Source organism: Pseudomonas sp. B37(2017) (genome assembly GCF_002112885.1).
In the GTDB taxonomy this organism is placed as follows: Bacteria; Pseudomonadota; Gammaproteobacteria; order Pseudomonadales; family Pseudomonadaceae; genus Aquipseudomonas; species Aquipseudomonas paraglycinae.
In genome coordinates, this window is the sequence record NZ_NEIX01000006.1 from 156,782 (window position 1) to 177,421 (window position 20,640).

25 protein-coding genes are annotated in these 20,640 nt (G+C 62.3%); 3 read left to right on the top strand and 22 right to left on the bottom strand.

Annotation, left to right across the window (positions count from 1 at the left end; translation table 11 throughout):
• Window positions 1-66 precede the first annotated feature (66 nt).
• Together CAF90_RS17010 and CAF90_RS17015 are read left to right on the top strand one after the other, a co-directional pair.
• Window positions 67-531, top strand: a complete 465-nt coding sequence (locus CAF90_RS17010; protein ID WP_007956150.1) for a curlin — start codon at window positions 67-69, stop codon at window positions 529-531.
• Window positions 532-557: 26 nt separating this feature from the next.
• Window positions 558-2,009: a curlin gene (locus CAF90_RS17015; RefSeq protein WP_085607697.1), complete on the top strand. Its 1,452-nt coding sequence runs from the start codon at window positions 558-560 to the stop codon at window positions 2,007-2,009.
• A gap of 67 nt (window positions 2,010-2,076) precedes the next feature.
• Here CAF90_RS17015 and CAF90_RS17020 read toward each other — a convergent pair whose 3' ends face one another.
• Window positions 2,077-2,799 (bottom strand): hypothetical protein, encoded by a 723-nt coding sequence (locus CAF90_RS17020; RefSeq protein ID WP_007956147.1) that lies wholly within the window; start codon window positions 2,797-2,799, stop codon window positions 2,077-2,079.
• A gap of 204 nt (window positions 2,800-3,003) precedes the next feature.
• Between CAF90_RS17020 and CAF90_RS17025 the strand changes: the two genes are divergently transcribed.
• Window positions 3,004-3,228 carry an antitoxin gene (locus CAF90_RS17025; RefSeq protein ID WP_085607698.1) on the top strand — a complete coding sequence of 75 codons (225 nt, stop codon included), beginning with the start codon at window positions 3,004-3,006 and terminating at the stop codon, window positions 3,226-3,228.
• On the opposite strand, the gene CAF90_RS29750 is transcribed toward CAF90_RS17025, so the two are convergent.
• The 21 genes from CAF90_RS29750 to CAF90_RS17130 form a co-directional block, all read right to left on the bottom strand.
• A complete protein-coding gene (locus CAF90_RS29750) occupies window positions 3,221-3,439 on the bottom strand; it encodes a hypothetical protein (protein ID WP_085607700.1) in 219 nt (72 codons plus the stop codon). The genes CAF90_RS17025 and CAF90_RS29750 overlap by 8 nt on opposite strands.
• 94 nt (window positions 3,440-3,533) lie before the next feature.
• Window positions 3,534-3,725 (bottom strand): antitoxin, encoded by a 192-nt coding sequence (locus tag CAF90_RS17035; RefSeq protein WP_085607702.1) that lies wholly within the window; start codon window positions 3,723-3,725, stop codon window positions 3,534-3,536.
• A 71-nt stretch (window positions 3,726-3,796) separates the two neighbouring features.
• A complete protein-coding gene (locus CAF90_RS17040) occupies window positions 3,797-4,177 on the bottom strand; it encodes a DUF6124 family protein (protein WP_085607957.1) in 381 nt (126 codons plus the stop codon).
• Window positions 4,178-4,977: 800 nt separating this feature from the next.
• On the bottom strand, window positions 4,978-5,838 hold the full coding sequence (locus CAF90_RS17045; protein ID WP_085607704.1) for a CsgG/HfaB family protein: 861 nt from the start codon (window positions 5,836-5,838) through the stop codon (window positions 4,978-4,980).
• A 29-nt stretch (window positions 5,839-5,867) separates the two neighbouring features.
• Complete coding sequence (locus CAF90_RS17050) at window positions 5,868-6,299, bottom strand: curli assembly protein CsgF (RefSeq protein WP_007956141.1); 432 nt, start codon at window positions 6,297-6,299, stop codon at window positions 5,868-5,870.
• Window positions 6,296-6,688 carry a curli production assembly/transport protein CsgE gene (gene csgE / locus CAF90_RS17055; protein WP_085607706.1) on the bottom strand — a complete coding sequence of 131 codons (393 nt, stop codon included), beginning with the start codon at window positions 6,686-6,688 and terminating at the stop codon, window positions 6,296-6,298. Before csgE ends, CAF90_RS17050 begins: the two co-directional genes overlap by 4 nt.
• Window positions 6,685-7,224, bottom strand: coding sequence for a type II secretion system protein (locus CAF90_RS17060; protein WP_007956138.1), 540 nt, complete (start codon window positions 7,222-7,224; stop codon window positions 6,685-6,687). The genes csgE and CAF90_RS17060 overlap by 4 nt, the downstream gene beginning before the upstream one ends.
• The gene (locus CAF90_RS17065) at window positions 7,199-7,573 is read right to left on the bottom strand and encodes a type II secretion system protein (protein WP_007956137.1); all 375 of its coding nucleotides are present in this window, start codon (window positions 7,571-7,573) and stop codon (window positions 7,199-7,201) included. The genes CAF90_RS17060 and CAF90_RS17065 overlap by 26 nt, the downstream gene beginning before the upstream one ends.
• A 5-nt stretch (window positions 7,574-7,578) precedes the next feature.
• Entirely contained in the window at window positions 7,579-8,052 is a 474-nt protein-coding gene (locus tag CAF90_RS17070; protein WP_007956136.1) for a type II secretion system protein, read from the bottom strand.
• 2 nt (window positions 8,053-8,054) lie between these two features.
• The gene (locus CAF90_RS17075; RefSeq protein WP_085607708.1) at window positions 8,055-9,902 is read right to left on the bottom strand and encodes a secretin N-terminal domain-containing protein; all 1,848 of its coding nucleotides are present in this window, start codon (window positions 9,900-9,902) and stop codon (window positions 8,055-8,057) included.
• Entirely contained in the window at window positions 9,899-10,417 is a 519-nt protein-coding gene (locus tag CAF90_RS17080) for a hypothetical protein (protein WP_007956134.1), read from the bottom strand. Before CAF90_RS17080 ends, CAF90_RS17075 begins: the two co-directional genes overlap by 4 nt.
• Window positions 10,417-10,965, bottom strand: a complete 549-nt coding sequence (locus tag CAF90_RS17085; RefSeq protein WP_085607710.1) for a GspMb/PilO family protein — start codon at window positions 10,963-10,965, stop codon at window positions 10,417-10,419. Before CAF90_RS17085 ends, CAF90_RS17080 begins: the two co-directional genes overlap by 1 nt.
• Entirely contained in the window at window positions 10,952-11,497 is a 546-nt protein-coding gene (locus CAF90_RS17090) for a PilN domain-containing protein (protein ID WP_007956129.1), read from the bottom strand. Before CAF90_RS17090 ends, CAF90_RS17085 begins: the two co-directional genes overlap by 14 nt.
• Before the next feature lies 1 nt (window position 11,498).
• A complete protein-coding gene (locus CAF90_RS17095; RefSeq protein WP_085607712.1) occupies window positions 11,499-12,302 on the bottom strand; it encodes a hypothetical protein in 804 nt (267 codons plus the stop codon).
• On the bottom strand, window positions 12,283-14,004 hold the full coding sequence (locus tag CAF90_RS17100; RefSeq protein ID WP_011333429.1) for a GspE/PulE family protein: 1,722 nt from the start codon (window positions 14,002-14,004) through the stop codon (window positions 12,283-12,285). The genes CAF90_RS17095 and CAF90_RS17100 overlap by 20 nt, the downstream gene beginning before the upstream one ends.
• An 83-nt stretch (window positions 14,005-14,087) precedes the next feature.
• Window positions 14,088-14,621: a response regulator gene (locus tag CAF90_RS17105; protein WP_085607714.1), complete on the bottom strand. Its 534-nt coding sequence runs from the start codon at window positions 14,619-14,621 to the stop codon at window positions 14,088-14,090.
• Window positions 14,622-14,842: 221 nt separating this feature from the next.
• Window positions 14,843-15,802: a peptidylprolyl isomerase gene (locus CAF90_RS17110; RefSeq protein WP_085607716.1), complete on the bottom strand. Its 960-nt coding sequence runs from the start codon at window positions 15,800-15,802 to the stop codon at window positions 14,843-14,845.
• 15 nt (window positions 15,803-15,817) lie between these two features.
• Window positions 15,818-17,368 carry an ABC transporter substrate-binding protein gene (locus CAF90_RS17115; RefSeq protein WP_085607718.1) on the bottom strand — a complete coding sequence of 517 codons (1,551 nt, stop codon included), beginning with the start codon at window positions 17,366-17,368 and terminating at the stop codon, window positions 15,818-15,820.
• Window positions 17,369-17,377: 9 nt separating this feature from the next.
• On the bottom strand, window positions 17,378-18,010 hold the full coding sequence (locus CAF90_RS17120; protein ID WP_085607720.1) for an SCO family protein: 633 nt from the start codon (window positions 18,008-18,010) through the stop codon (window positions 17,378-17,380).
• Window positions 18,007-18,657 (bottom strand): SCO family protein, encoded by a 651-nt coding sequence (locus CAF90_RS17125; protein WP_007956112.1) that lies wholly within the window; start codon window positions 18,655-18,657, stop codon window positions 18,007-18,009. Before CAF90_RS17125 ends, CAF90_RS17120 begins: the two co-directional genes overlap by 4 nt.
• Before the next feature lie 13 nt (window positions 18,658-18,670).
• The gene (locus tag CAF90_RS17130; RefSeq protein WP_085607722.1) at window positions 18,671-20,593 is read right to left on the bottom strand and encodes a YncE family protein; all 1,923 of its coding nucleotides are present in this window, start codon (window positions 20,591-20,593) and stop codon (window positions 18,671-18,673) included.
• Window positions 20,594-20,640 lie beyond the last annotated feature (47 nt).

The window sequence follows — 20,640 nt, forward strand, 5'->3', positions numbered from 1 at the left end:
CGGGGTGGGTGGGGCTGACTCAGCCGCGATTCCGGATTTGAGCAACACACAACACAGGACAACGCCATGAACACGCCGACCGCCGCCCTGCTTTGCCTGCTCGCCCTGTGCGTCAGTGCGGGCGTGCGCGCCGACGACCTGATGGAAAACGATGACCTGGCGCCCAACAGCGCCGACCTCGGCGAACTGCCGCCCCCCGTGGGCCAGCAAGCCCTGATCGACCAGAACGGCCAGGTCAACCTCGCCCTGCTCTCGCAGAACGGTCAGTCGCTGCTGGGCAAGATCGTGCAGTCGGGCAGCAATCAGGAGGCGTACATCCTGCAACAAGGCAGCGACCTGATGGCCTTGATCACACAAAACGGCTCCGGCAACGCCGCGTCCATCACGCAAACCGGCAGCCACAACCGTGCGCAGATTTCGCAAAACGGCAACAACAACGACGCCAGCATCGAGCAGGCCGGCACGGGGCTGCAAAGCGCCGTGACCCAGTCGGGCAACGGCATGAGCGTTTCGGTCAAGCAATATCGCTAAGCACTGCAATCATCGGAGAGTTCATCATGTTCAAACTGACGCCCCTCACCGCCGCCATCCTGGTCATGATCAGTGCCCAGGCCATGGCCGACGACAGCATTTCCACCCAGAGCCAGCTCGGCACCGCCAACATCGCCAACGTCAAGCAGACGCAGGCGCCGTTCAGCACCGCCACCCAGACCCAACTGGGCCAGGGCAACGACGCCGCCGCCGTGCAAGACACCGCCACCAGCGTCATCACCCAGGACGCGGTCGGCGACTACAACGCCGGTTACGCCGAGCAGCTTTACGAAGACAACAGCACCATCACCCAGCAACAGGTCGGTGCCTTCAACACCACCCATGCCAGCCAGTCCCTCGGCTTCGGCGCCGGCAATCAGGCCCTGCAACAACAGCAAGGCACCGGCAACTTCTCGTTCGTCTATCAAGACTCGCAGAACGGCAGCGAAGGCAAGACCTTCCAGTTCGGCGACAGCAACGAAGCCAACATCGAGCAACTGTACGAAGGCACCGGCAACAGCTCGGTGATCACCCAGTACGGCACCGCCAACTACGGCACCGCCGAACAGGTACTGCACAACGGCGGCCAGATCGGTATCAACCAGGCCGGCGAAAACAACTACGCCTACGGCGACCAGCGCAACGGCACTGGCGGCAACATCACCATCAACCAGTTCGGCAACCTCAACGGCACCGAAATCTGGCAAGACTCGCAACTGGCCAGCCAGGCCACCGTCAACCAGTACGGCGACAGCAACGAAACCGTGGTCGACCAGAGCTTCGGCGAAAACAACACCGCCGCCGTCACCCAGGTCGGCAACACCAACGCCATCTATGCCGACCAGTTCGAATCGGTCAACTCGACCCTGGCGCTGTACCAGGTCGGCAACGGCAACGTGCACTTCACCTACCAGAACGGCGACAGCCACACCCTCAACGCCACCTCGGTGGGCAATGACAACAAGGTCTACGCCAGCAACTGGAAAGGCCCGCAACTGGGCGGCCAGTTCGGCAGCAGCCAGCGCGCCACCGTCACCCAGGCCGGCAACGGCAACATCGCCAGCTTCAAACAGGACGGCATCGGCCACATCATGACCACCAACCAGACCGGCACTGGCAACAAGACCACGGTCAGCCAGGTGGATTCCTACAACGAGCTGTACTTCGATCAGAACGGCAGCGACAACATCCTCATCGCCGACCAACGCGGCACCACCAACCTGGTTCAGGGCTCCTCGAACGGCTCGGGCAACAGCGCCGAATTCGATCAATCCGGCACCGGCAACCAGGCCTACACCGCGCAGTTGTATGGCAGCGACAACATGATCACCGTGAAACAGGCTGACACCATGAACGTGGCGTATGTAACCCAGGGCGGCACCGGGAACATTGCCAATGTGGATCAGAGCGGGATGACGCAGACTGCGACCATTCAACAGTTCGGGTCGGCTAACCAGGCGACGGTGTTGCAGCAGTAAGTGTTGGGTAAAAAAAACCGCGATCCCCGGGTGAGGGATCGCGGCTTTTTTATGCCAGCAGGACGATTCAGCCTTCGCTGCTCTTCACGACAGAAAACATCATGCCTGTGTGATCACCCGTCCTCGCCGAGTATTTGAGGTCGCCTACCCGACGCTCGACTGAATCTTCAGAATTGAACTTCACAATGGATTCATGGAATACCTCCATCACCATCTTTTTGTTCTCCTCCACCGGAATGTCAGGATTGAGTGCCTCGGTGGTCGCCAACAGAACAGTCAACATACGAAGCTGCTCCGCCTCCTCCTCGTTTGGAGAGATATTGATGATGATCAAGTCGACGTTGCCGTCATCCTTGTCAAGGGTTCCCATCATCGTCAGGTCCTGGCTGAAAATGTAATTGAACACTCCCGTAACGCCGGTTGTGTCGACATCAAAGTCGGCGGCTTTGTATTCTTTTTTGTATCGACCAATAGCGGCGTTGAACGCGTCATGAAACTCGTCGACGCTCAATCCCATGGAAGTCGCAGAAGGTGAAGCGTCGCGGTTGGCGCTGGCGGAGACGCCGCCCGACCCGCCAAAGCCTGCGGCCTGCTGAACCTTGGTGGAGGTATAGGTGAGAAGAGCGAAAGACGCTCCACTCATGACCAACCCTGCCAGGAACAGGCTGAACCGGCTGGGGATCCGACCGGTTTTTCTGTCCCTGAAAAGCTTCGGCGCTATCACACCAACCACCCCAATCAAGGCGAACGTCACGGTAAACAACAGCGCCAGCGCGAACAGTATGAGCACTTATTCATTCCTTTTGATTTGCACACTGAAAGTGATGGCATTCTAACGTCACTCATGGGTAAAAGCCCATGGTCGCGTCCTACGGAAAAACGGAACGTTTTCAGAAGCTTCGGGAATTTTCTGACGAGTTCTGGCGGTTGGCCGTCGGAAGTGCAGGCTCTAGGATTTGCCGGGACAACTTGATCCCCATGGAGCTTGGCCCACATGCAATTCATCCAGACAGCGACGACAGCGATACCTTTCGACCCACTGTGCCCGGTGGTTTCGGATCTTGATCCCGAGGAGCAGGCTGCGAGTTATGACCGTTGGTTTCGGGCCGAAGTACAGGCTTCTCTCGATGATCCGCGTCCGAGCATTCCGCATGACCAGGTGATGGCCGAGATATATGCCTTGATGGAATCGATGCGCAAAAGGGCTGATGCTAATTGAGATGAAATATACGACTTATAGCGGCTCGAGCCTTCTTGCCGTCCGCCTCGTACAGCCCCTGTAACAAAGCCTGATCGGTTAACCGATGGAGGCGAAAGTGGTTGTAGAAGGCTTGCCCCAATCGCTGGTTATCAAAAGAGCCCATTTCCCACAGACCCAAGAATTCTGCATAAGCTGTGCTGTCGATTTCCAGTGGTGGTGAAAGGTCCATGCGCTTCTCAAAAATAGTTAGTCGTCAGGAAGCAGTAGAGTAGCCAAAATCGGCATTGCGCTTTTCTACTTTTCACCTTGCCAACGCAAAGCACTCACCCCGCCTCATGCTTTCTTCGTTTGTCCTCCATCAGGGCCGACATTTCAGCCATCACCTGGTCATGCGGAATGCTCGGACGCGGGTCATCGATTGAAGCCTGTATTTTGGCAATCAACCAGCGGTCGTAGCTGGCGGCCTGCTCTTCGCTTTCAAAGTCTGAAACGATTGTGGATATCAGGGGATCCATGGTGACTCCAGTTTGAATGTGAAAAACGCGACCCGTTGCTGGGCCGCGTTTTTTATTGGGGATGTGCTGGATCAGCCCTTCAGTTCGACGTGATCCAAGGCCTGATTTACGGCCAATTCACCCAGCATGAGGATCTGTGCGATGCCCAGGGCGGTCTTGCGGTGGGCGGGGTCTAGGGTGGCGGCGAAGTTGTTGAGCATTTCGCTGGCCGAGCCCAGAGATTCGCAGGCGTTGGCGAGCAGGGATTCGGTGTTGTAGGCCGGGTTGGCGAGGTACATCGGGGCGGGTTCGTTGGCGCTGCCCATGATGTGGGCGCCGGGGCAGAGGTAATGATCGAGGGCGCGTTCGGCGGCTTCGTGGAGTTTTTTGGAGTGGGTGGAGGTGTATGGGGAGGTTGGGTCGGTTTCGGGGTTGGCTTGGGTTTCGGGTGGGTTGGGTGTTGGTTTTTTCATGGTCATTTCGTCCTCATTGATGGTTGCAGCCGGCCCAATCGACTTCCAGGAAGAATGGGTGGCAGCTGTACGCGGGCTGGAAATCCGGGGAGAACGCGACCCGGCAGACATAAATGTCTCCCGCGCACAGCCGCCATAACAGCGTGCACACAATGAAGGTGCGCAAGCATACGTTATGAAAAGCGATTTCGCTTTCTCACACATCCGGGTTTCCAGACCCGATCGCTGAATTGGCAGCGACCGAAACAGGCTAGAGCCCGCGCTTCCGACGGACAACCTGAAAACCTTGTGGGAAGGATCGGCAAAACAGACACAACTTTTAAACATTCGAGAATGGAACGCGGAGCGTCCCGGGCTGCATTCCCACGCGGAGCGTGGGAACGATCAAAGCAAAAGCAGTCCGCTTTTCGCTTTTCGCTTTTCGCTTTTCGCTTTTCGCTTCTCACCACTCAACACAATGAGCGTTAGCTCGAGTAAAGCTTTTGACGTGCCGGCCCCTTCGGCAGGCTGAGTGGAGGGATTTATCCGGGGGTGGGAGCGAAGCGACCGTTTGGCGAAGCCAAACACATCGAGAGGAGGTGCAGCGAAGCAAACCGGAGGCGATGCCCCCGGATGAATCCCGGAGCGAAGGAACCCCGAGCCCCAGCGAGGGGCCGAACGCCGGGGCCCAGACCTTTGGTTACTTTGGGGCGTTTGCCAAAGTGACCCGCCGTAAGGGCGGAACCGTCAGCGGCCGCATCCAAAGAAACGGATATTCACACCCCCCCAAAGGAACCTGGTCGGCCCAAAGGCCGCCAAGTTCACTCAGCCTCCGGATCCACCTTGTTCTGAGTCAGGTACCGATTCAAAACATCATCCTGCGAAGGCGTAGAAGCATCCCCCGCCACCTGCCACAACCGCCGCTCAATCCCCTGCGCCACCATATGCCCCACCGCCGCCTCAATCGCCGACAACACACACAACTGCGCCGGCTCATTAGTCGTATACCCGACCTCAGCCTCAAGCAACTTCTTGAACTCGATAAACTTGAAAATCCCCGCACTGCGCGCCACCGAATAAATCGTCTTGCTCGTCATCACATTCGCCAACACCTGCCCGCTACGCACATCCACCGCGCGCAAATTCACCGTCACCTGATCCACCCGGTACTCACGGGACAAATCAATCCCCAGATACCGCGCCCCTTCCCCACCGCTACGCACGTTGGTGTCATAAGCGATGATCCCGCCCTCGAGCATCATGTTCGCCGCCTGCAACGGCGGCAGCTCACCCTGAATGTTCACCGGCGTATTCGGCTTCTTCTGCGAAGCCCGAATGATCTTGCGTTCAGTCAGCAGGTTCTGCAGCCCTTCCCGCTCGAGCACCACAAACCAGCCGCTGGCCTGCATCGCGTCCATCAACATCGACGCCGCGCCCTGGGTGACGCTGGTGGAAAAGGAACTGGCCGGCGTCGGTTTGTACTGTCCGGTCTGGTCACGGAAACCGTACACCACCGCCATCAGCCGGCCCTTGGGTCGCGGCATTTTCAGCAAGTCGTAGTAGGTCGAGGCCCTGGGGGTCAGGGTCGGGGTATCGGTGTCCTGCTCGGCCGGCATCGGCTCGCGCAGACTGCACCCTTGTAATGCTGCCAACATCAGCCCTAGCGCTATTATTTTTTTCATGTCCATCACTCCCCGGAACCGTCATCCCGTCATGGGTTGAGGCCGTTCACCTGAATTTCGGAAACTTCGCCGCTCGCTCGGTCGGTCACTTCAATCGTGAGTGCCCCCGAGTCATCAACGACGTTGACGATAAAAGCGTCGGTGGACAGGCTCCCCGTGTTGCCGGTGGAGATGTTGTCCAGCAGTTGCCCCAGCAGCCGCGACTGCAATTGACTGGTGAAACGTTCGAGCGCCGAAGTGCCGGCCACCGTCGAGCGTTTCTTGAGATCCGGATCGTCGTGGTCGTTTTGCGCCTGGGCGTTGTTGAGCAGCCAGGTGCCGTTGAGCGGGTTGCCGCCGAACGACGGGTTGACCGGCGTGTAGACCAGTTCGGTGGCCTGGACGGCAGCGGCGCTGGCAAGCCCGATCAACAACCCCGAAATCCAGAATCCGCTGCGCCGTGAGAACGTTGTCGTGTTCATAGTTCGTCCTTCTCAAGGTCGGTGGTGTCCTGCAACAAGGCTTCCAGCTTGCGCCGGACGACCTCCAGTCGAACCGAATCGGCGGCCTCGTAGGCCTCGTCCTTCAGTTCCACGGTGTTCGGCGGCAGGAAGCGCCGATACACCAGGCGTTGTTGATATTCGACGGTCACAAGGCTGCCCCAGCGTGCGTCGGGGCGCTCGCGCACCACCAGGTTGAAATCCATGCGGCTGGTGTCGCGCAGGCGCTCGCTGAACGAGTAGTAAAAGTCGTGGCCGATGTGCGAGATCGTGTCGTCGACGATGAAGCCCATCATTTCGTCTTCTTCGCTGGCGCTGGCGAAAGACGCCACGGCCGCGAAGATCAACGCGCACCACACGTGGCGGCTCATGGCTGCAACGCCTGTGGCAGCGCTGACTGGCCTTTTGCAGGGCCGTTGGTGCCATCGAGAAAGGCTTTTTCGGCCACGAACTGCCAGTCCGAATACCGCTGCATGCCTTCGAAATCCGACCACTGCGACGGGAAGTCCGCCTGCTTCAACGGCACCTCGGTGGAGGCACTGTTGATGCCGGTGATGCGTCCGTCGAAACCTCGTTGCAGCGCCCATTCGCCACCGCCGATCGGGTCCGGGTAGAGCTGACGCAAATGGTGGCGGGCTTCCGGAAAACGCTCGTCCTGCAGCAGGTCGACCAGCTCTTTCGGGTACTGCGCCAGCCCCGGCGAACTGCGGTAGTAGCTGCGCAGCGCCTGGGCGTACTGGGTGCCGACCCACAGCAGTTGCTTCTCGCGATCGCGGCGCGACACGGTCGACCACAGCTCGCCGGCGCTGGCCAGGCCCATGCCCATGATCACGATCAGGAACAGCACGCCCAGGTAGGTGAACCCACCCTGCTCCACGTGCTTACCACTCGGAATACTGGCTGCCATCACGCGCCCTCCCGGTAGCTCCGCTCTTGATGTCGGCAACGCCGCCCGCCACGCCGTCCGGCGGAGCGATCAGCACCCATTGGTCATTGCGTTCGGTGATCGGGTCCAGTGGCGCGTTGCGCAGGTAACGGGTTTCCACCAGTTGTTCGATGGAATCGGGATAGCGCCCGGTGTCGCCGTAGTAGTGATCCAGCGCCTCGCGCATGGCCGACAGGCTCTGGTGCAACGTGGTCTCTTTCGAGGCCTCGAGGCTGTTGAAGTAGCGTGGCAAGGCGATGGTCATCAGCGTCGCGATGATCGCCATCACCACCATCAGCTCGAGCAAGGTAAAACCCTTTTCCCGGCGCATGAGAATCACCACTCGCGGTACGCGATGCCGTTGAGGCCCTTGCCCCGGGCATGGGAGTAGACGTCGAACACGTCCTCGCCATCGCGCGGGTTCTGGGCCGAACTGTTGTAGGCCCGCAGGCCCCAACCGCCGTTGTCGTCACGTTTTGCCGGCACCAGCGGATCCCGCGGTATCCGGCGCAGAAAGTAGAACTTCGCACCCTTGGCACTGCGCACGTCGCGCACGCCTTCGACCAGCACTTTCAGGTTCGGCGGATAGCCGCTGCTGTTCAGGGATTTCTCGATGTAGCCGGCATCGAAGGCACGCTTGTAGGCGTCGATGCCATCGCGAATCTGATACAGCGCGGTGCGCAGTTCCTGCTCCTTGCCACGCCGTACCAGGGTCTCGGTCAGCGGCGCGGCCATGCCGGCCAGCAGGCCGATCAGGGCCAGCGTCACTACGACTTCGATCAAGGTAAAACCGCGCTGGGAGGCGTTCATGATCAAGGCTTCTCGACGGTAACGTGAGTGGTTGCCACGGCCGCTTCACCGACTGCACGAGGCTGCGCGGCAGGCGCTGGCATCGTGTAGTTCTGCGAACGGTCCGGCGCCTGGATGTGCATGCTGGTTTCGGTGCCGGTCGGGAATTCCATGTCCGACGGGCTCTGGTACGGCAGGTTGCGCACGATCCGTGGGGTGATCGAGAGCACCAGTTCCGATTTGCCGATGGTGTCCTTGTTGCTGCCGAACAACCGGCCCAGACCCGGAATGTCGCCGAGGCCCGGGATCTTGTTGCCGGTAGCGCCGTGGTCGTTGCGCATCAGGCCGGCGAGGATCTGGGTTTCGCCGTCATGCAGGCGCAGCGAGGTCTGGGCGTTGCGGGTGTCGACCTGCACCGGAATCGTCCCTTGGCGAGTCGGCTCCAGCGGCGTGGCGTTACTCACTTCCAGGGCGATCTTGATCGCCACTTCGTTGTTCAGGTGTACGGTCGGTTGCACTTCGAGCTTCAGACCGACGTCGAGGTAGGTCACGCTTTCAGTGATCACCGGGCCCTGGGTCGAAGGCACCGAGGTGGCGCTGATGATCGGCACCCGCTGACCGATGTGGATGCGCGCCTGTTCGCGGTTGCTGACGCGGATCACCGGGCTGGCCAGGGTGTTGATGTCGTTGTCCTGCGCGTTGATCTTGGCCTGCGGCGACGGCGAGATCGAAATCCGGCTGGAGTTGATGCCTTTCAGTTGATCGAGAATGGTCACCGCCGAACCGTCGCTGTTGACCACACCGAAGGTGTTCGGCCATTGCAGGCCGAGGTCGAGAATGCGCTGGGTGGCGACTTCCATCACTTCCACTTCCAGCACCACTTCGGGGTTGGACTGATCTTGCGATTGCAGGAGTTTCTCGGCCATGCGCACGGCGTCTTCGGTATCGCGCATGGTCAGGGTGTTCAGGCGCTCGTCGACGAACACGTCGCGGGTCTTGAGCATGGTCTTGATCATGTTCAGCGCGGTGTTGGCGTCGATGCTGGTCAAGTAGAAGGTGCGCATCACCAGCTCTTGATAATCCTTCAGCTTCTGCGGCGAGTCCGGAAAGATCAGCAAGGTGTTTTCGTTCACCACTTTCTGGTGCAGCTGGTTCTGTTGCAGCAGCAGTTGCACGGCGTCTTCGATGCGCACGTCACGCACGAAGATCGTGGCTTTCATGTCTGGGCGCAGATCCTTGTCGAAGATGAAATTCAGGCCGGCGACCTGCGACAGCACTTCGAAAATGGTCTTGAGGTTGGCGTCGCGAAATTCCAGGGTCACCGGGCGGTCGAGCCGGGTGCGCAGTTGCGGGTACTGGATCACGTTGCGGCTCTGCACCAGACGGATGTTGCCTTGCAGTTCCAGCGCGCCGTCGTTTTTCGGGTCGAGTTCGAGGATCTGCTTGACCTGGCGGTCGGCGCCGTAGATGTCGCCCCGGCGCAGGTCGCCACGGGCCAGCTCCAGTTTCTCGTCCATGCTGCGCAGGTAGTCGAGCTGGCGCAGGGCATCCTGGGCACGGCGGTTGTTCGGCTCGATGGTCAGCACCCGGCTGTAGGCGGTGCGGGCCGAAGCGAAATCGCGGCGGGCGCGGTCGGTGTCACCGGAGGTCAGCAGCGCGGTGATCGCCTTGGCCCGGCCACTGTTGAGCAGCAGGTGCAGCTCGGTGTCGCGCGGATTTTCCCGCAAGCCTTCCTCGATCCGGGCCAGGCCCGCCTCGTACTGCCCCTGATCGATCAGGTCGGCGGCTTCCTTGTTGGCGACCTGCGCGGAACTGCACGCGGCCAGCCCGGCACACAGGCCGAGGCTCATCAGCAAACGGGATCTGTTCATTGCGTACTCCCCACAGACAAGGTCTGCGACAAATGCAAAGGCAGGTAGACCAGGCTCAGTTCCACATCGGAAATCGCCGCAATCTTCCAGGTGTCGTCGATCACATCCCCGCTGCGCACGACGTAGATTTTCTCGCCGTCCTGCAAGAAAACCTGCAGATCGCTGCGGTCATGCAGCCTGCCGACGAACTGAAACGGCACCGGTGGCAGGCTCGGGGCTTGCACCACCGGGGTCGGGTTGATCGCTTGTTCGGTGACCGTCGCCAAGGTCGGCGCGGCCTTCCAGGATTTGCTCGCAAACAGGTCGCCGGCCGGGCTCAGGTCCTTGATCGGCGCCGCATTCGCCTTGGCGCTGCTGGCGGGCAAGGCGCCACGGGCGCTGGCTTTGGCCGGGCTGGCCACGGCGACCTCGGTCGAGTCCGCCTCGTCGCTCGGCGAGAAATATTCCGGCAACCAGGCCAGCGCCGCCGCCACGCCGAAGAACGCCACCCAGCCGGTTATGCGTTTGGTGTCCATCACGACCTCGACAGGTAGAGGGTCATACGGATCCGGCCGCTGAGGTCGGTGTCGGCAATCTTCTTGCGTTGAAACTCGACGTCTTCCACCACCACCGCCGGCAACTGGCCGAGCAAGGCGTGCAGGAAACGGCGCAGTTGCGGGTAGCTGCCGCGCACCGGCAACAGGATCTGGTAGCGCGCCAGATGGGTCTTGGGATCGACGCCGAGGGCGTATTCGCCGCGCGCCAGGGTGATGTGCTCCTGCGCAGCCAACGCATAGATGCGATCGATGGCGACGGTGGCTTGCGGCTGGGCCGGCAGCTTGTTGCGGAAATCATCGAGCTGACGCTGCGGCACCACCGGCGGCGCGATGCTGCCGTCCTCGACCTTGGTCAGGTATTCGGTGGCTTCCTGGGTTTGTTGGCTGAGCTGTTGCAGCGATTGCCAGCCCGGCAGCAAACCGCCGAGTGCCCAGGCAACCGTGACCAGCAGCAGCGCCAGACCGGCCAGGCCCGGAACACCGAGGCCTTGCAGGTATTCGTGAACGATCAGTCTAGGGATTCGCATCGCCTATCTCCCAGGTCGCCGACAGGTTGAATTGCACCGGTTGCTCCGGCGATTTGACGACGATTTCGTGGCTCAGCAGCGACACGTCGGACAGCTCGTCACTGGCCTCCAGCCGTTTGTGGAAATCCAGCATCGCTTGCAGATCCCGCGCCTCGGCGCTGATCCGCACCTGGCCCTTGCGGGCATCCGGGGTCAGGGTCAGCAAGGCTATGTCGTCGCGCGGCATGGCTTCGAGCATGGCGAACAGGCGTTCCCAGGGGCGGCGCAGTTGCTGCGAGACCTTGCGCATTTCGGCGAGGTTCTGCGCCTGCTCGCGGGTTTCCGCCGGGCTCAGCGTTGTCTTGCTGCCGCTGTCGCCGGTGAGCTGGCGCTGGGTGTGCTGCAAGTGACCTTGCTGTTGTTCGGCCTGATCGCCGAGGTGCTGCTGCACGCCGAAGCACACCAGCGCGAGCAACACACCGCCGCCGAGCAGGCTCCAGCCCAACGGGCCGGAACGCGGGCGTGGCTGGAAGTCGAGGTTCAAGGCGCGCATGTCAGGCCACCGCCCGGGACATGACGTACAAGGCGTCACGCACGGTCATCGAGTTGTCTTCGAGGGTGCGCAGGTGCACCCCCGCTACATCCGGTTGCGCATCGAGGCGCGCCGGGGCGTGCAGATAAACGTTGAAGGCGCGTTCGCTGGTGGAGGCCTGCAGTTGCCGCTCACGACCGATCAGCGCGCTGAGTGCCGCGTCGCTGTCGCTGCCGCCCACCGAACGCACCGACGACCAGCGCCCTTCCCTTGCCAGCAGCAACACGCTGCGTTGCGGTTCGGCGACGATGAACAGGAAGTCGCCGGCATCGAGGCTTTTGTCGAAGCGGTTGAACGCGGTCATCAGGTACGGCTGCACCGAGCGCAGGCGCAGGCCGCGACCCGTGACCAGCGTGCGCAGGCGTTCCAGCAAATCCTGCGGCAAGGCACTGGCGATCCGGTCATGCCCGGCCGGCTCGGCCGAAAGCACCAGGCTCCACGGTTGGGTCGGGGCGCCGAACAGGTCTTCGAAGCACAGTTGGGCGAAACCGCGCAGTTCGTCAGGGCTGCTGATCTGCTCGCTCCATGGCACCAGACAGAAGCGGCTGAAGTGGCCGGAGATCACCACGCTCAGCTCGGCACCGGCACGGGTGTGTTCGCCGAGCAGGCGGTCGAGGGTGTCCAGCGCCACCGCGTAGCTCTGGAAGCCTTCGTCGATGTAGCCGACGCTGCCCAGCCACAGGGTGTCGCTGCCCCGGCGCTGGCCGAGGCCGACACCGCTGGCGCCGAGCACGGCGATAAATTGATCACGCGATAAAAGTGACACGATTGATCTCCTCCAGCGTGGTCCGACCGTGCTCCACCAGCTCCAGCGCCGATTCGCGCAACAGGCGCAAACCACGGGCGCAGGCCAGGGCTTTGATCTGGGTGATGGGTTGGCGCTCGACGATCATCTGCCGCAGTTCGTCGTCCAGGTGCAGCAGCTCGGCAATCGCCGTGCGTCCGCGATAGCCGCTGCCCCGGCAGTGGCCGCAGCCCTTGCCGTGGACGAAGTGGTAGTGATCGACTTTCTGTGGATCGAGGCCCGAAGCGCGCAGCTCTTCATCGCTCGGGTTGACCGGCGTGCTGCAACTGCTGCACACCAGCCGGATCAGGCGCTGGGCGAGAATCGCGTTGAGCGCCGAGACCAGGCTGTAGGGGTCGATTTCCATCTGGGTGAAGCGGCCGATCACGTCGAACACGTTGTTGGCGTGAATGGTGGTGAATACGAGGTGACCGGTGAGCGCCGATTGCACGGCGATCTGCGCGGTGTCCGGGTCACGGATCTCGCCGACCATGATCTTGTCCGGGTCGTGGCGCAGGATCGAGCGCAGGCCACGGGCGAAGGTCAGGCCTTTTTTCTCGTTGACCGGGATTTGCAGCACGCCGGGCAGCTGATATTCCACCGGGTCTTCGATGGTGATGATCTTGTCCACGCCGTGGTTGATCTCGGTGATCATCGCGTACAGCGTGGTGGTCTTGCCGCTGCCGGTGGGGCCGGTCACCAGCACCATGCCATAGGGTTCGGCGGCGAGGCGACGCAGTTGACGCAGGGTTTCGTCTTCAAAGCCCAGCGCTTGCAGTTGCACGCCGCAGACCTTGTCGGCCAGGTCCTGTTTGTCCAGCACCCGCAGCACCGCGTCTTCGCCGAAGATGCTCGGCATGATCGACACCCGGAAGTCGATCTGCCGGCCGCTGATGCCGATCTTGAAGCGACCGTCCTGCGGTACGCGTTTTTCGCCGATGTCCAGTTCGGCCATGACCTTGACTCGCGAGATCACCTGCTCGGCGAACTCGCTGCCCTGGATCTTGCCGATGTTGTTCAGCACGCCGTCGATCCGGTACTTGATCACCAGACCCTGGCCGGTGGTGCCGAGGTGGATGTCGCTGGCGTGCATTTTCAGCGCGTCGTACAGGGTCGAGTTGACCAGTTTCACCACCACGCTCGAGTCTTCGCTGATGCTGGTCAGCGACAGGCTTTGCAGGGTATCGGTCTCGCTGCCGGCGTCGGCCTGGGCGTTGAGCGATTCGACGGCGTGGAAGCTTTCTTCGTGGCGGGCCAGATAGGCCTTGAGGTCATCGGCGTGTACCAGATACAGCGGCGCGCCGTGCAGGCATTCGTCGATCCAGGCCAGACGCGACGTGTCGAAGGGGTCGGCGAACACGCCGATGACTTCGTCGTTGTGGCGCAGCAGGATGAATTCACGTTTGAGGCATTGCGCGAGGGTGACCCGGTCAAACACCGGGGTCGCCAGAAACAGCGTGTCGGTGTCGAGCACCGGGTAATGCAGGGTCGCGCCGAGGCTGGCAATGAACGGCATCGGCGCCAGTTCGCAGAGCACGGCCAGTGCATCGAGCACCCGTTCCCCGGAAGTGGTAGCCCGTGCCCGAGCCTGGGCCAGTTGCTCACTGGAAAAGCGTGGCGGGGTCTGTGCCTCCTGTGGAGGATTGACCGACAGCGGTTCGACGACAACGGACAGACGATCCATGGCTTGCTCTCCAACACCCGGGGCTTGAGGCCCTGACGGCGCGGGAGGCGAATTCGGCGAATGCCGGAACGTCTATCGCGCCATTACTCCCCGGTGAGCATTTGATCGTCGTCCGGTGCCATGGCCTCCGACCTGTTTCGTCGGCGGTCCGCCAGCACCCAACTGCCATCGTACAACTGCAACGGGAAGCTCTCGGTCCTGCTCTGGCGTCGTTCGACAAAGCCTTCGGATGGGCTCGCACCGGGTTTCGCTTCGCGCTGGATCCCCAGAAGGTCGCAGACAGCTCGGGCAAGTTCCGCCAAAGGAAACGGTTTGAACAGGATGTGACTGACCCCCAGTTGCCGCGCCCGCTCACAGACTTCAGCGGTCGGGTGACCCGTTATCAGCACGAAATGACACGTCCTGTTCTGGCGAACCGCGTCGAGCACCTCGAACCCTTCCATATCGGGCAAGCGGTAATCGAACACCAGCACGTCGGGGGCGAAAGTCTCGGCCTGGCCGATTCCGTCTGCGCCGTCATGTGCAATCCGGACTTCCAGCCCTTGCGCCGACAGATAATCCTGAAGGTTCTGTGCAAGCAGCTGTTCGTCTTCGACAACCAGTACTTTGTTAACCAAGGTGAACTCCTTGCAGCTACAGATCCCGAAAGCGGAGCCTGCTGGAGTGCGCCTCACAAGAGGTAACGCACACTTCATGCCAGGCTGAGTGCCGGTAATTTTTTGTCTTCATGTCCTTGAATTGAATGGTAATGCCCGCTCGTCCCGGTACCCCGTTCCCCAGAAACGGGGAAGCACCTGAATGGGCATCGAAGCCATTCCCCACTATTGGGGGGGAACCTTCAGTCGTCGTCAATTCGTTCGATCCTGTTCTCTGCCCGTAATTGCGCGAGCACCTGACGACGAGCCTGGGTCTGTTGCTGTCGGGCGAGGTACGCCCTGACTGTTTCCAGCCCTTGCTCCTCTGGGACATCGGCCGCCTCCTTGTGGTTCTCGACAAAAATCAAATGCCAGCCGAACGGTGTGCGCACCGCCGCACTGACTTCGCCAGGCTTGAGAGCAAAGGCCGCCGTTTCGAAGGCCGGCACCATTTGCCCACGGGCGAAATACCCCAGGTCCCCGCCCTGGCTGGCGGTGACATCTTCCGATCCCGATTGAGCGACGCTAGCAAAGGTTTGCCCCCCTGCGATAGCCGCACGCATCTGCATCAAGCGTAGTCGCGCCGCTTCAACCGTGGCGGCATCGGCATCGCCGGCAACCTTGATCAGAATGTGCCGGGCCTGCACCTGCTCCGGCGCGCCCATTTCAGCACGGTGTTCTGCAAAAAACGCCCGCACCGTTTGCTCGTCCGGGGCCTGGACTTTAGTCAGCTCGGCGAACATCCGCTGCGCCGCCAGTTCGCGGTGGGTGTACTCGGTGAACGAGGCCTCATCGAAACCGGCGTCCTGCAGACGCTGGAGGAATTTATCGGTGCCGCCGATGGCGGTGCGGGTCTGCTCGACCTGTTCGCGCACGGCTTGCGCATCGATTTTCACCCCGCGCTTGCGCGATTCCTGCCAGAGCAGTTCCTTGTCGATCAGCGTGTCCAGTGCGGCCTGACGCAGTTGCTTATAGGCCTTGGGGTTGCGGATGCTCGCCACGGCGCGGCCCTGATCTTCCAGGTATTCGGCGAAAAAGCGTTCCAGGCGAAACTCGGAAATCGCCTCGCCGTTGACCCGGGCGGCCACCGGTTCATTGTTCGCCAGCGCCAGCGCCACCGGCAACCAGCATGTCAGCAGCAAACACAGGGTTTTGAGCTTCATGATCAGGGCCTCCGGTCAGGGCGTGGCAATAATCGGTTTGTAGGGAGCGACCAGATAAAAACGCTGGTCGGGCAAGTCAACGGTGACCACGTGCGCCCCGCTCAGGCCCAATCGTCGGCCGGGACCGAAGCTCAGGCGCGGGGTCAGGCCGGTGTCGAAGTCGTGCAGGCCTTCGAGCGCCGCCACCAGTTTTTCGCGGCTGGCGTCGCGGCCCGCCTGCTTCATGCCTTCGCTGAACAACAGCATCGAGGCGTAGGCGCCGACTTGCAGCACCGCGTGCTGGGCGCCGAGGCCTTGATGCTCGCGCAACAGCGTCAGCGCCATGCGCCCGGCCTGGGTCCAGTCGCTGGGCACGAACGGATACGCCAGAAACACCCGCCGGGAAAAACCCTCCGGCACCTGCAACAGATCCCCCGCCACCTGGCTCGATGCGGCAAACAGGTACGGCACCTGCCCGGCATTCTGCAACCCGGTCGCCAGCCGGCTGAAACCACCGCCGTTGCCCAGGTAGAACACCGAGCGCGAGCCCAGCGGCAAGCTGTCCGCCGTCGGGTCGTAGGCCTGCAAATGGACTTTTTGCCAGCCGTGATCCTGCAGATAGCGGCCAAGGGTCTGTGCCGCCAGCACCTGGGCCGGGTCATCGGGATAGGCAATCAGCGTCGGCCCTTGCAGCACCCGCAAACTGGCGGTGGCGTAGTCGGCCAGCGCGATCAGTTGCTCGCGCAGGCCCGGCAGCGGTTCGAAAATCTGCGGGCTGGCCTGCACCGGGCCGAGCAGCGACATGGCCCCGATCAGCGGCACGCCGGACTGCTCCAGACGCGGCGCCAGTTCGCTGTCCAGCGCCGGGGCCAGCGGTGCGATCAGGGCGAAGACTTGCTCTTCCTCGATCAGCTGTTGCAGGGCCTGTTCGGCGCTGGCGCGATCCGGGCCGGGATCGGCCACGGTCAGGCGCAACTGCCGGCCGTGAATGCCGCCGGCCTGATTGATCCGCGCAACACTGCCGTTGAGCACCGCCGCGATGGTGGCGCCCTCCTCGGCCAGCGGCCCCTGGCTGGGCAGCAAGGTGCCCAGGTGCAAGGTCTGGTCATCGAGCCCCGGATCGCGGTCATCGGCCAGACGCTTGAGGTACGCGGTGAGGTTGCGCTGATCCTTCATCGACAGCAGGAAGCGCGGCATGCTCGGGTCGAGGCGATTGTTGCCGGGGTCGCGCCCCTGCTGGATCACCCGCGCCAGACTGCTTTCGGTGTAGGCCGGATAGTTGCGGCCGTTGACCTGTTGCTGCCCATGGATGCTGGTCAGCCGCGACCAGTTGAGCTGCGGCGGACGCACCCCGCCTTCGGGCCGTCCAAGGCCATCGGCGCCGTGGCAGTTGGCGCACGGCAGGCTGGTGGCCGGCAGCAACACATCCGCCGCGCCGACCCGCGCCATGATCGGCTCGCCGCTGGCGGACAGGCCTTCGCGGTACAGGCGCTTGCCGGCGCTTTCTTCATCAGTCAGCGGCAACGCGGCTGCGCCGAGGCTGACGCCAGCGAGCAGGATCAGGGCGAGGACGCGGCCGAGGTTCATGGCGCGGACTCAGCGGCCGGCCACGGGCATTGTCAGCAGCTGCAAGCGCTGGGCAATGGCGGCGGCCGGGGCGTCGGGACGGATTTTGCTCCAGCGTTTGTTGGCCACATCGCCGACGATCAACTGGGTCGAGTGCTGCTCGGGCGTCGGCACGATCTGGCCGATCCGGCCCAGCACCAGGTCCATCTGCGCCTTGTCGCCGGTGAGGAAAAGCCAGTGAGGGTCATCGGCACCCTGCTTCAAGGTGTAAGCCTTGAGCACCGCCGGCGTGTCGCGCAGCGGATCACTGGTAAGGGAAATGAAGGTGATGCCGTCGGCCTTGTCGCCCAGCAGCTCGCGGACTTCCTTGAGCTTGCGGGTGATCAGCGGGCAGGCGTCATTGCAACTGGTGAAGATCACGTTGAGCAGCACCACGCGGTTGTGCAGCGCATCGCTGTAGAAACGCTGGACGTCGCCGTGCTGGTCGAGCAACGGGGTGTCGGTGAACCAGGTTTTCGCGTCGTGAGTGCCTTTGGCCGGTGCGGGCGCAGTGCTGGTCGTTGTCGTTGCTGGTGCCGGTTGTTCGTGGCCTTCGTGAGCCAGGGCCATGGCGCTGAAAATCCAGAAACAAACCGTCAGGGTGATCCAGTCCAGGGTTCTCATGGTTGTTGCTCCATGGCAATCGCGGTGTGTTTGGCGTGGGTACGCAGGCCGCTGAGCTTCTCGACTTCCTTGGCCAGCAGTGCCGGATCGGTGAAGCCGTAATAACGCGTCCAGTGGCGACTGTTGCCGTCACCGACGAGGATCAGCGGCTGGTGATTCTTGAAGTCGCCGCTGAAACTGCCGAGGCCCTTGAGGGTGGCGGTGATCGATTGCGGCGAACCGGTCAGCCAGCTCCAGCCCGGGCCTTTCTGGAAGGTGCGGGCGTAATCCTGCAAGCGTTTCGGGTCGTCGCGCTGCGGGTCGATGCTGATCGATACCAGTTGCACTTCCGCGCCGACCCGGGCACCGAGCTGTTTCTGCACCTTGCCCATGATCGACGAGACCACCGGGCAGACCGTGGTGCAGCTGGTGTAGATGAAACTCATGACCACGATTTTGTTGTGCACCAGATCCTGCTCCAGATGCACGGTCTTGCCGTTCTGGTCGAGCAGCGGCACGTCGGCGAATTTGACCTGGGCATGCTCCTGGCTGTTGGCGGCCGGTGCCGTGTGCCCGGCATGCTCATCCGCCGAGTGGGCGCTGGCCTGCTGGATACCAACGGCCAACAGGCACAGGGTCAGCAGGCCACGGGATGCAAATCGGTTCATGGTCTTTTCCTCGTCACTGAGTCTGGCCGGGCAGCACCCGGACACTGGCAAATGTCTTGTCGTCGAAACCGGCGCCCAGCGATGCCGCGCGCACATGCAGGTACCAGGCGCCGCTGCGGTCGAGAGTCACCGGCGCTTCGTACACGCCGTCGGCGACTTCCCGTGCGGCCACTTCGCGGGGGCGGGAAGTCGGCGCGAGGAAGTAGCGCAACTGCACGTCGGTCACGCCGCTGCGCTGGATCTTCTGTTTGCCCTGGACGATGCGAAAGCGCACCACGTACGGGTCGTTGAGGGCCACGGCGGTCTTGTCCAGCAGGAACTCGACTTTTGCCGCGCCCAGGTGTTTTTCCGGCGCGCCATCGGACACCACCTGGGCGCTGAAGCAATGAATGATGTTCGGCTGGTTGAGCAGGAATGCCACGTCGAAGCGCCCCGCCGCCGGCAGCTTGACCCGGGCGCTGTAGAGCCCCGGCGACACTTCGCGCAGGCTGCGGTCGATCACCAGCGCAGCGCGGGCGATCTGCCCGCGGTTGGGGTAACCGGACATCGGCGCGTTCATGCCTTCGGCGTAGAAATAGGTGGTGTTGTCCACCGGGTTGACCACGAACACCGCGTTGTCGTCGCGCGATACCGCGAGGCTTGACGCCAGCGGCAGGTCCCCGGCCAGCCGTGGCGGCTGCGGCCCGGCCTCGAAACCCTGGGTAATCGGCTGACGCCCTTCGCCGAGCGAAGACAGGTTGATCATGGTGACTTTCGGCGAGGCCAGTCCGCGCACGTAGGCATAGGCCTGGGTGAACACCACTTGATAGGGTTCGGCTGAAACCTCCAGGTCATGGATCGCCGAATCGTTGGCCGCGTCGATGACCGTGGCGCGGTTTTCCACCGTGTTCAGCACCACGCCAAAACGGCCGTCGGCGCTGAAGCCCATCGGGCCGAGGCCCTGTTGCAGCTTGATCACCCGGCGTACGGCGCGGCTGTTGCTGTCGATCACCGTGACGGTGCCGTCCTTGCCATCGGCCACGTACACCGCGCCGGACAGCGGCGAGTACGCCACCGACAACGGGCTGGCACCGGTTTTGACCTGTTGCAGCAGGCTCAGGCTGGCGATGTCGATAACGCTCAGAGTGCCGTCGTCGCGGTTGCTGACGAAGGCGAAACGGCTGTCCTTGCTGAAGGTGATTTCGTGGTGGCCGCGCCCGGTTGCCAGGTGTTTGAGCGGTTTGAGGCTCTGGGTGTCGATCACCGTTACGCCGGATTCTTCAGCCTTGCTCGCGTTGTTGCCGACCCACAGCAGGCGCTCGTCCGGTTGCAGCGCGACCCGCACCGGTTGGCTGCCAGCGGCCACCGAGTCGATCACCTTGAATTGCTCGCTGTCGATCACCGCCACTTCCCCCGCCGTCGGCATCGACACAAAGACCTTTTTATTGTCCCTGGGCGTGACCCAGTCCATCGGCGACTGCTTGAGTTCGATCCGCGCCAAAGTACTGGTAATGCCGCCGACCGACACTGACGGATCGACCACCGAAACGCTGGCATCGCGGTTCATCACCAGCAGGAAATAGCTGTTGAGGTCGAGCAACGGCCGCGCGCCGATATTGGATTTGAGGAACGTGCCGACCCGCGACTTGCAGCTCTGGTCACGGCCCTGGGCCTGGTCGGCGGCAACGGCTTGCGGATCGATCCACGCCCCCGGCGCTACACCGGACAACGGCTGGCCGGACGCACCGTCGGTGACGCGAAACTGCACGTCGGCGAACTCGCCCTCACGCAGCTGGCCGTCGCTGGCCAGCGGCTTCAGATCGAAGGCGATCGACACGCCGTCGCGGGTCAGCACCTGCCCGGCGCCGGTTTGCGCCAGGGCAATCTCGCTCAGCGTGAGCAGCGCGCCGGCCATCGCCAGCAGGCAGACGCCAATGATGTTGATGATCCTGTTCATACCTCTCTCCCCTGACACGTTTTCCGAAACACCACCGCCCCTGTGGG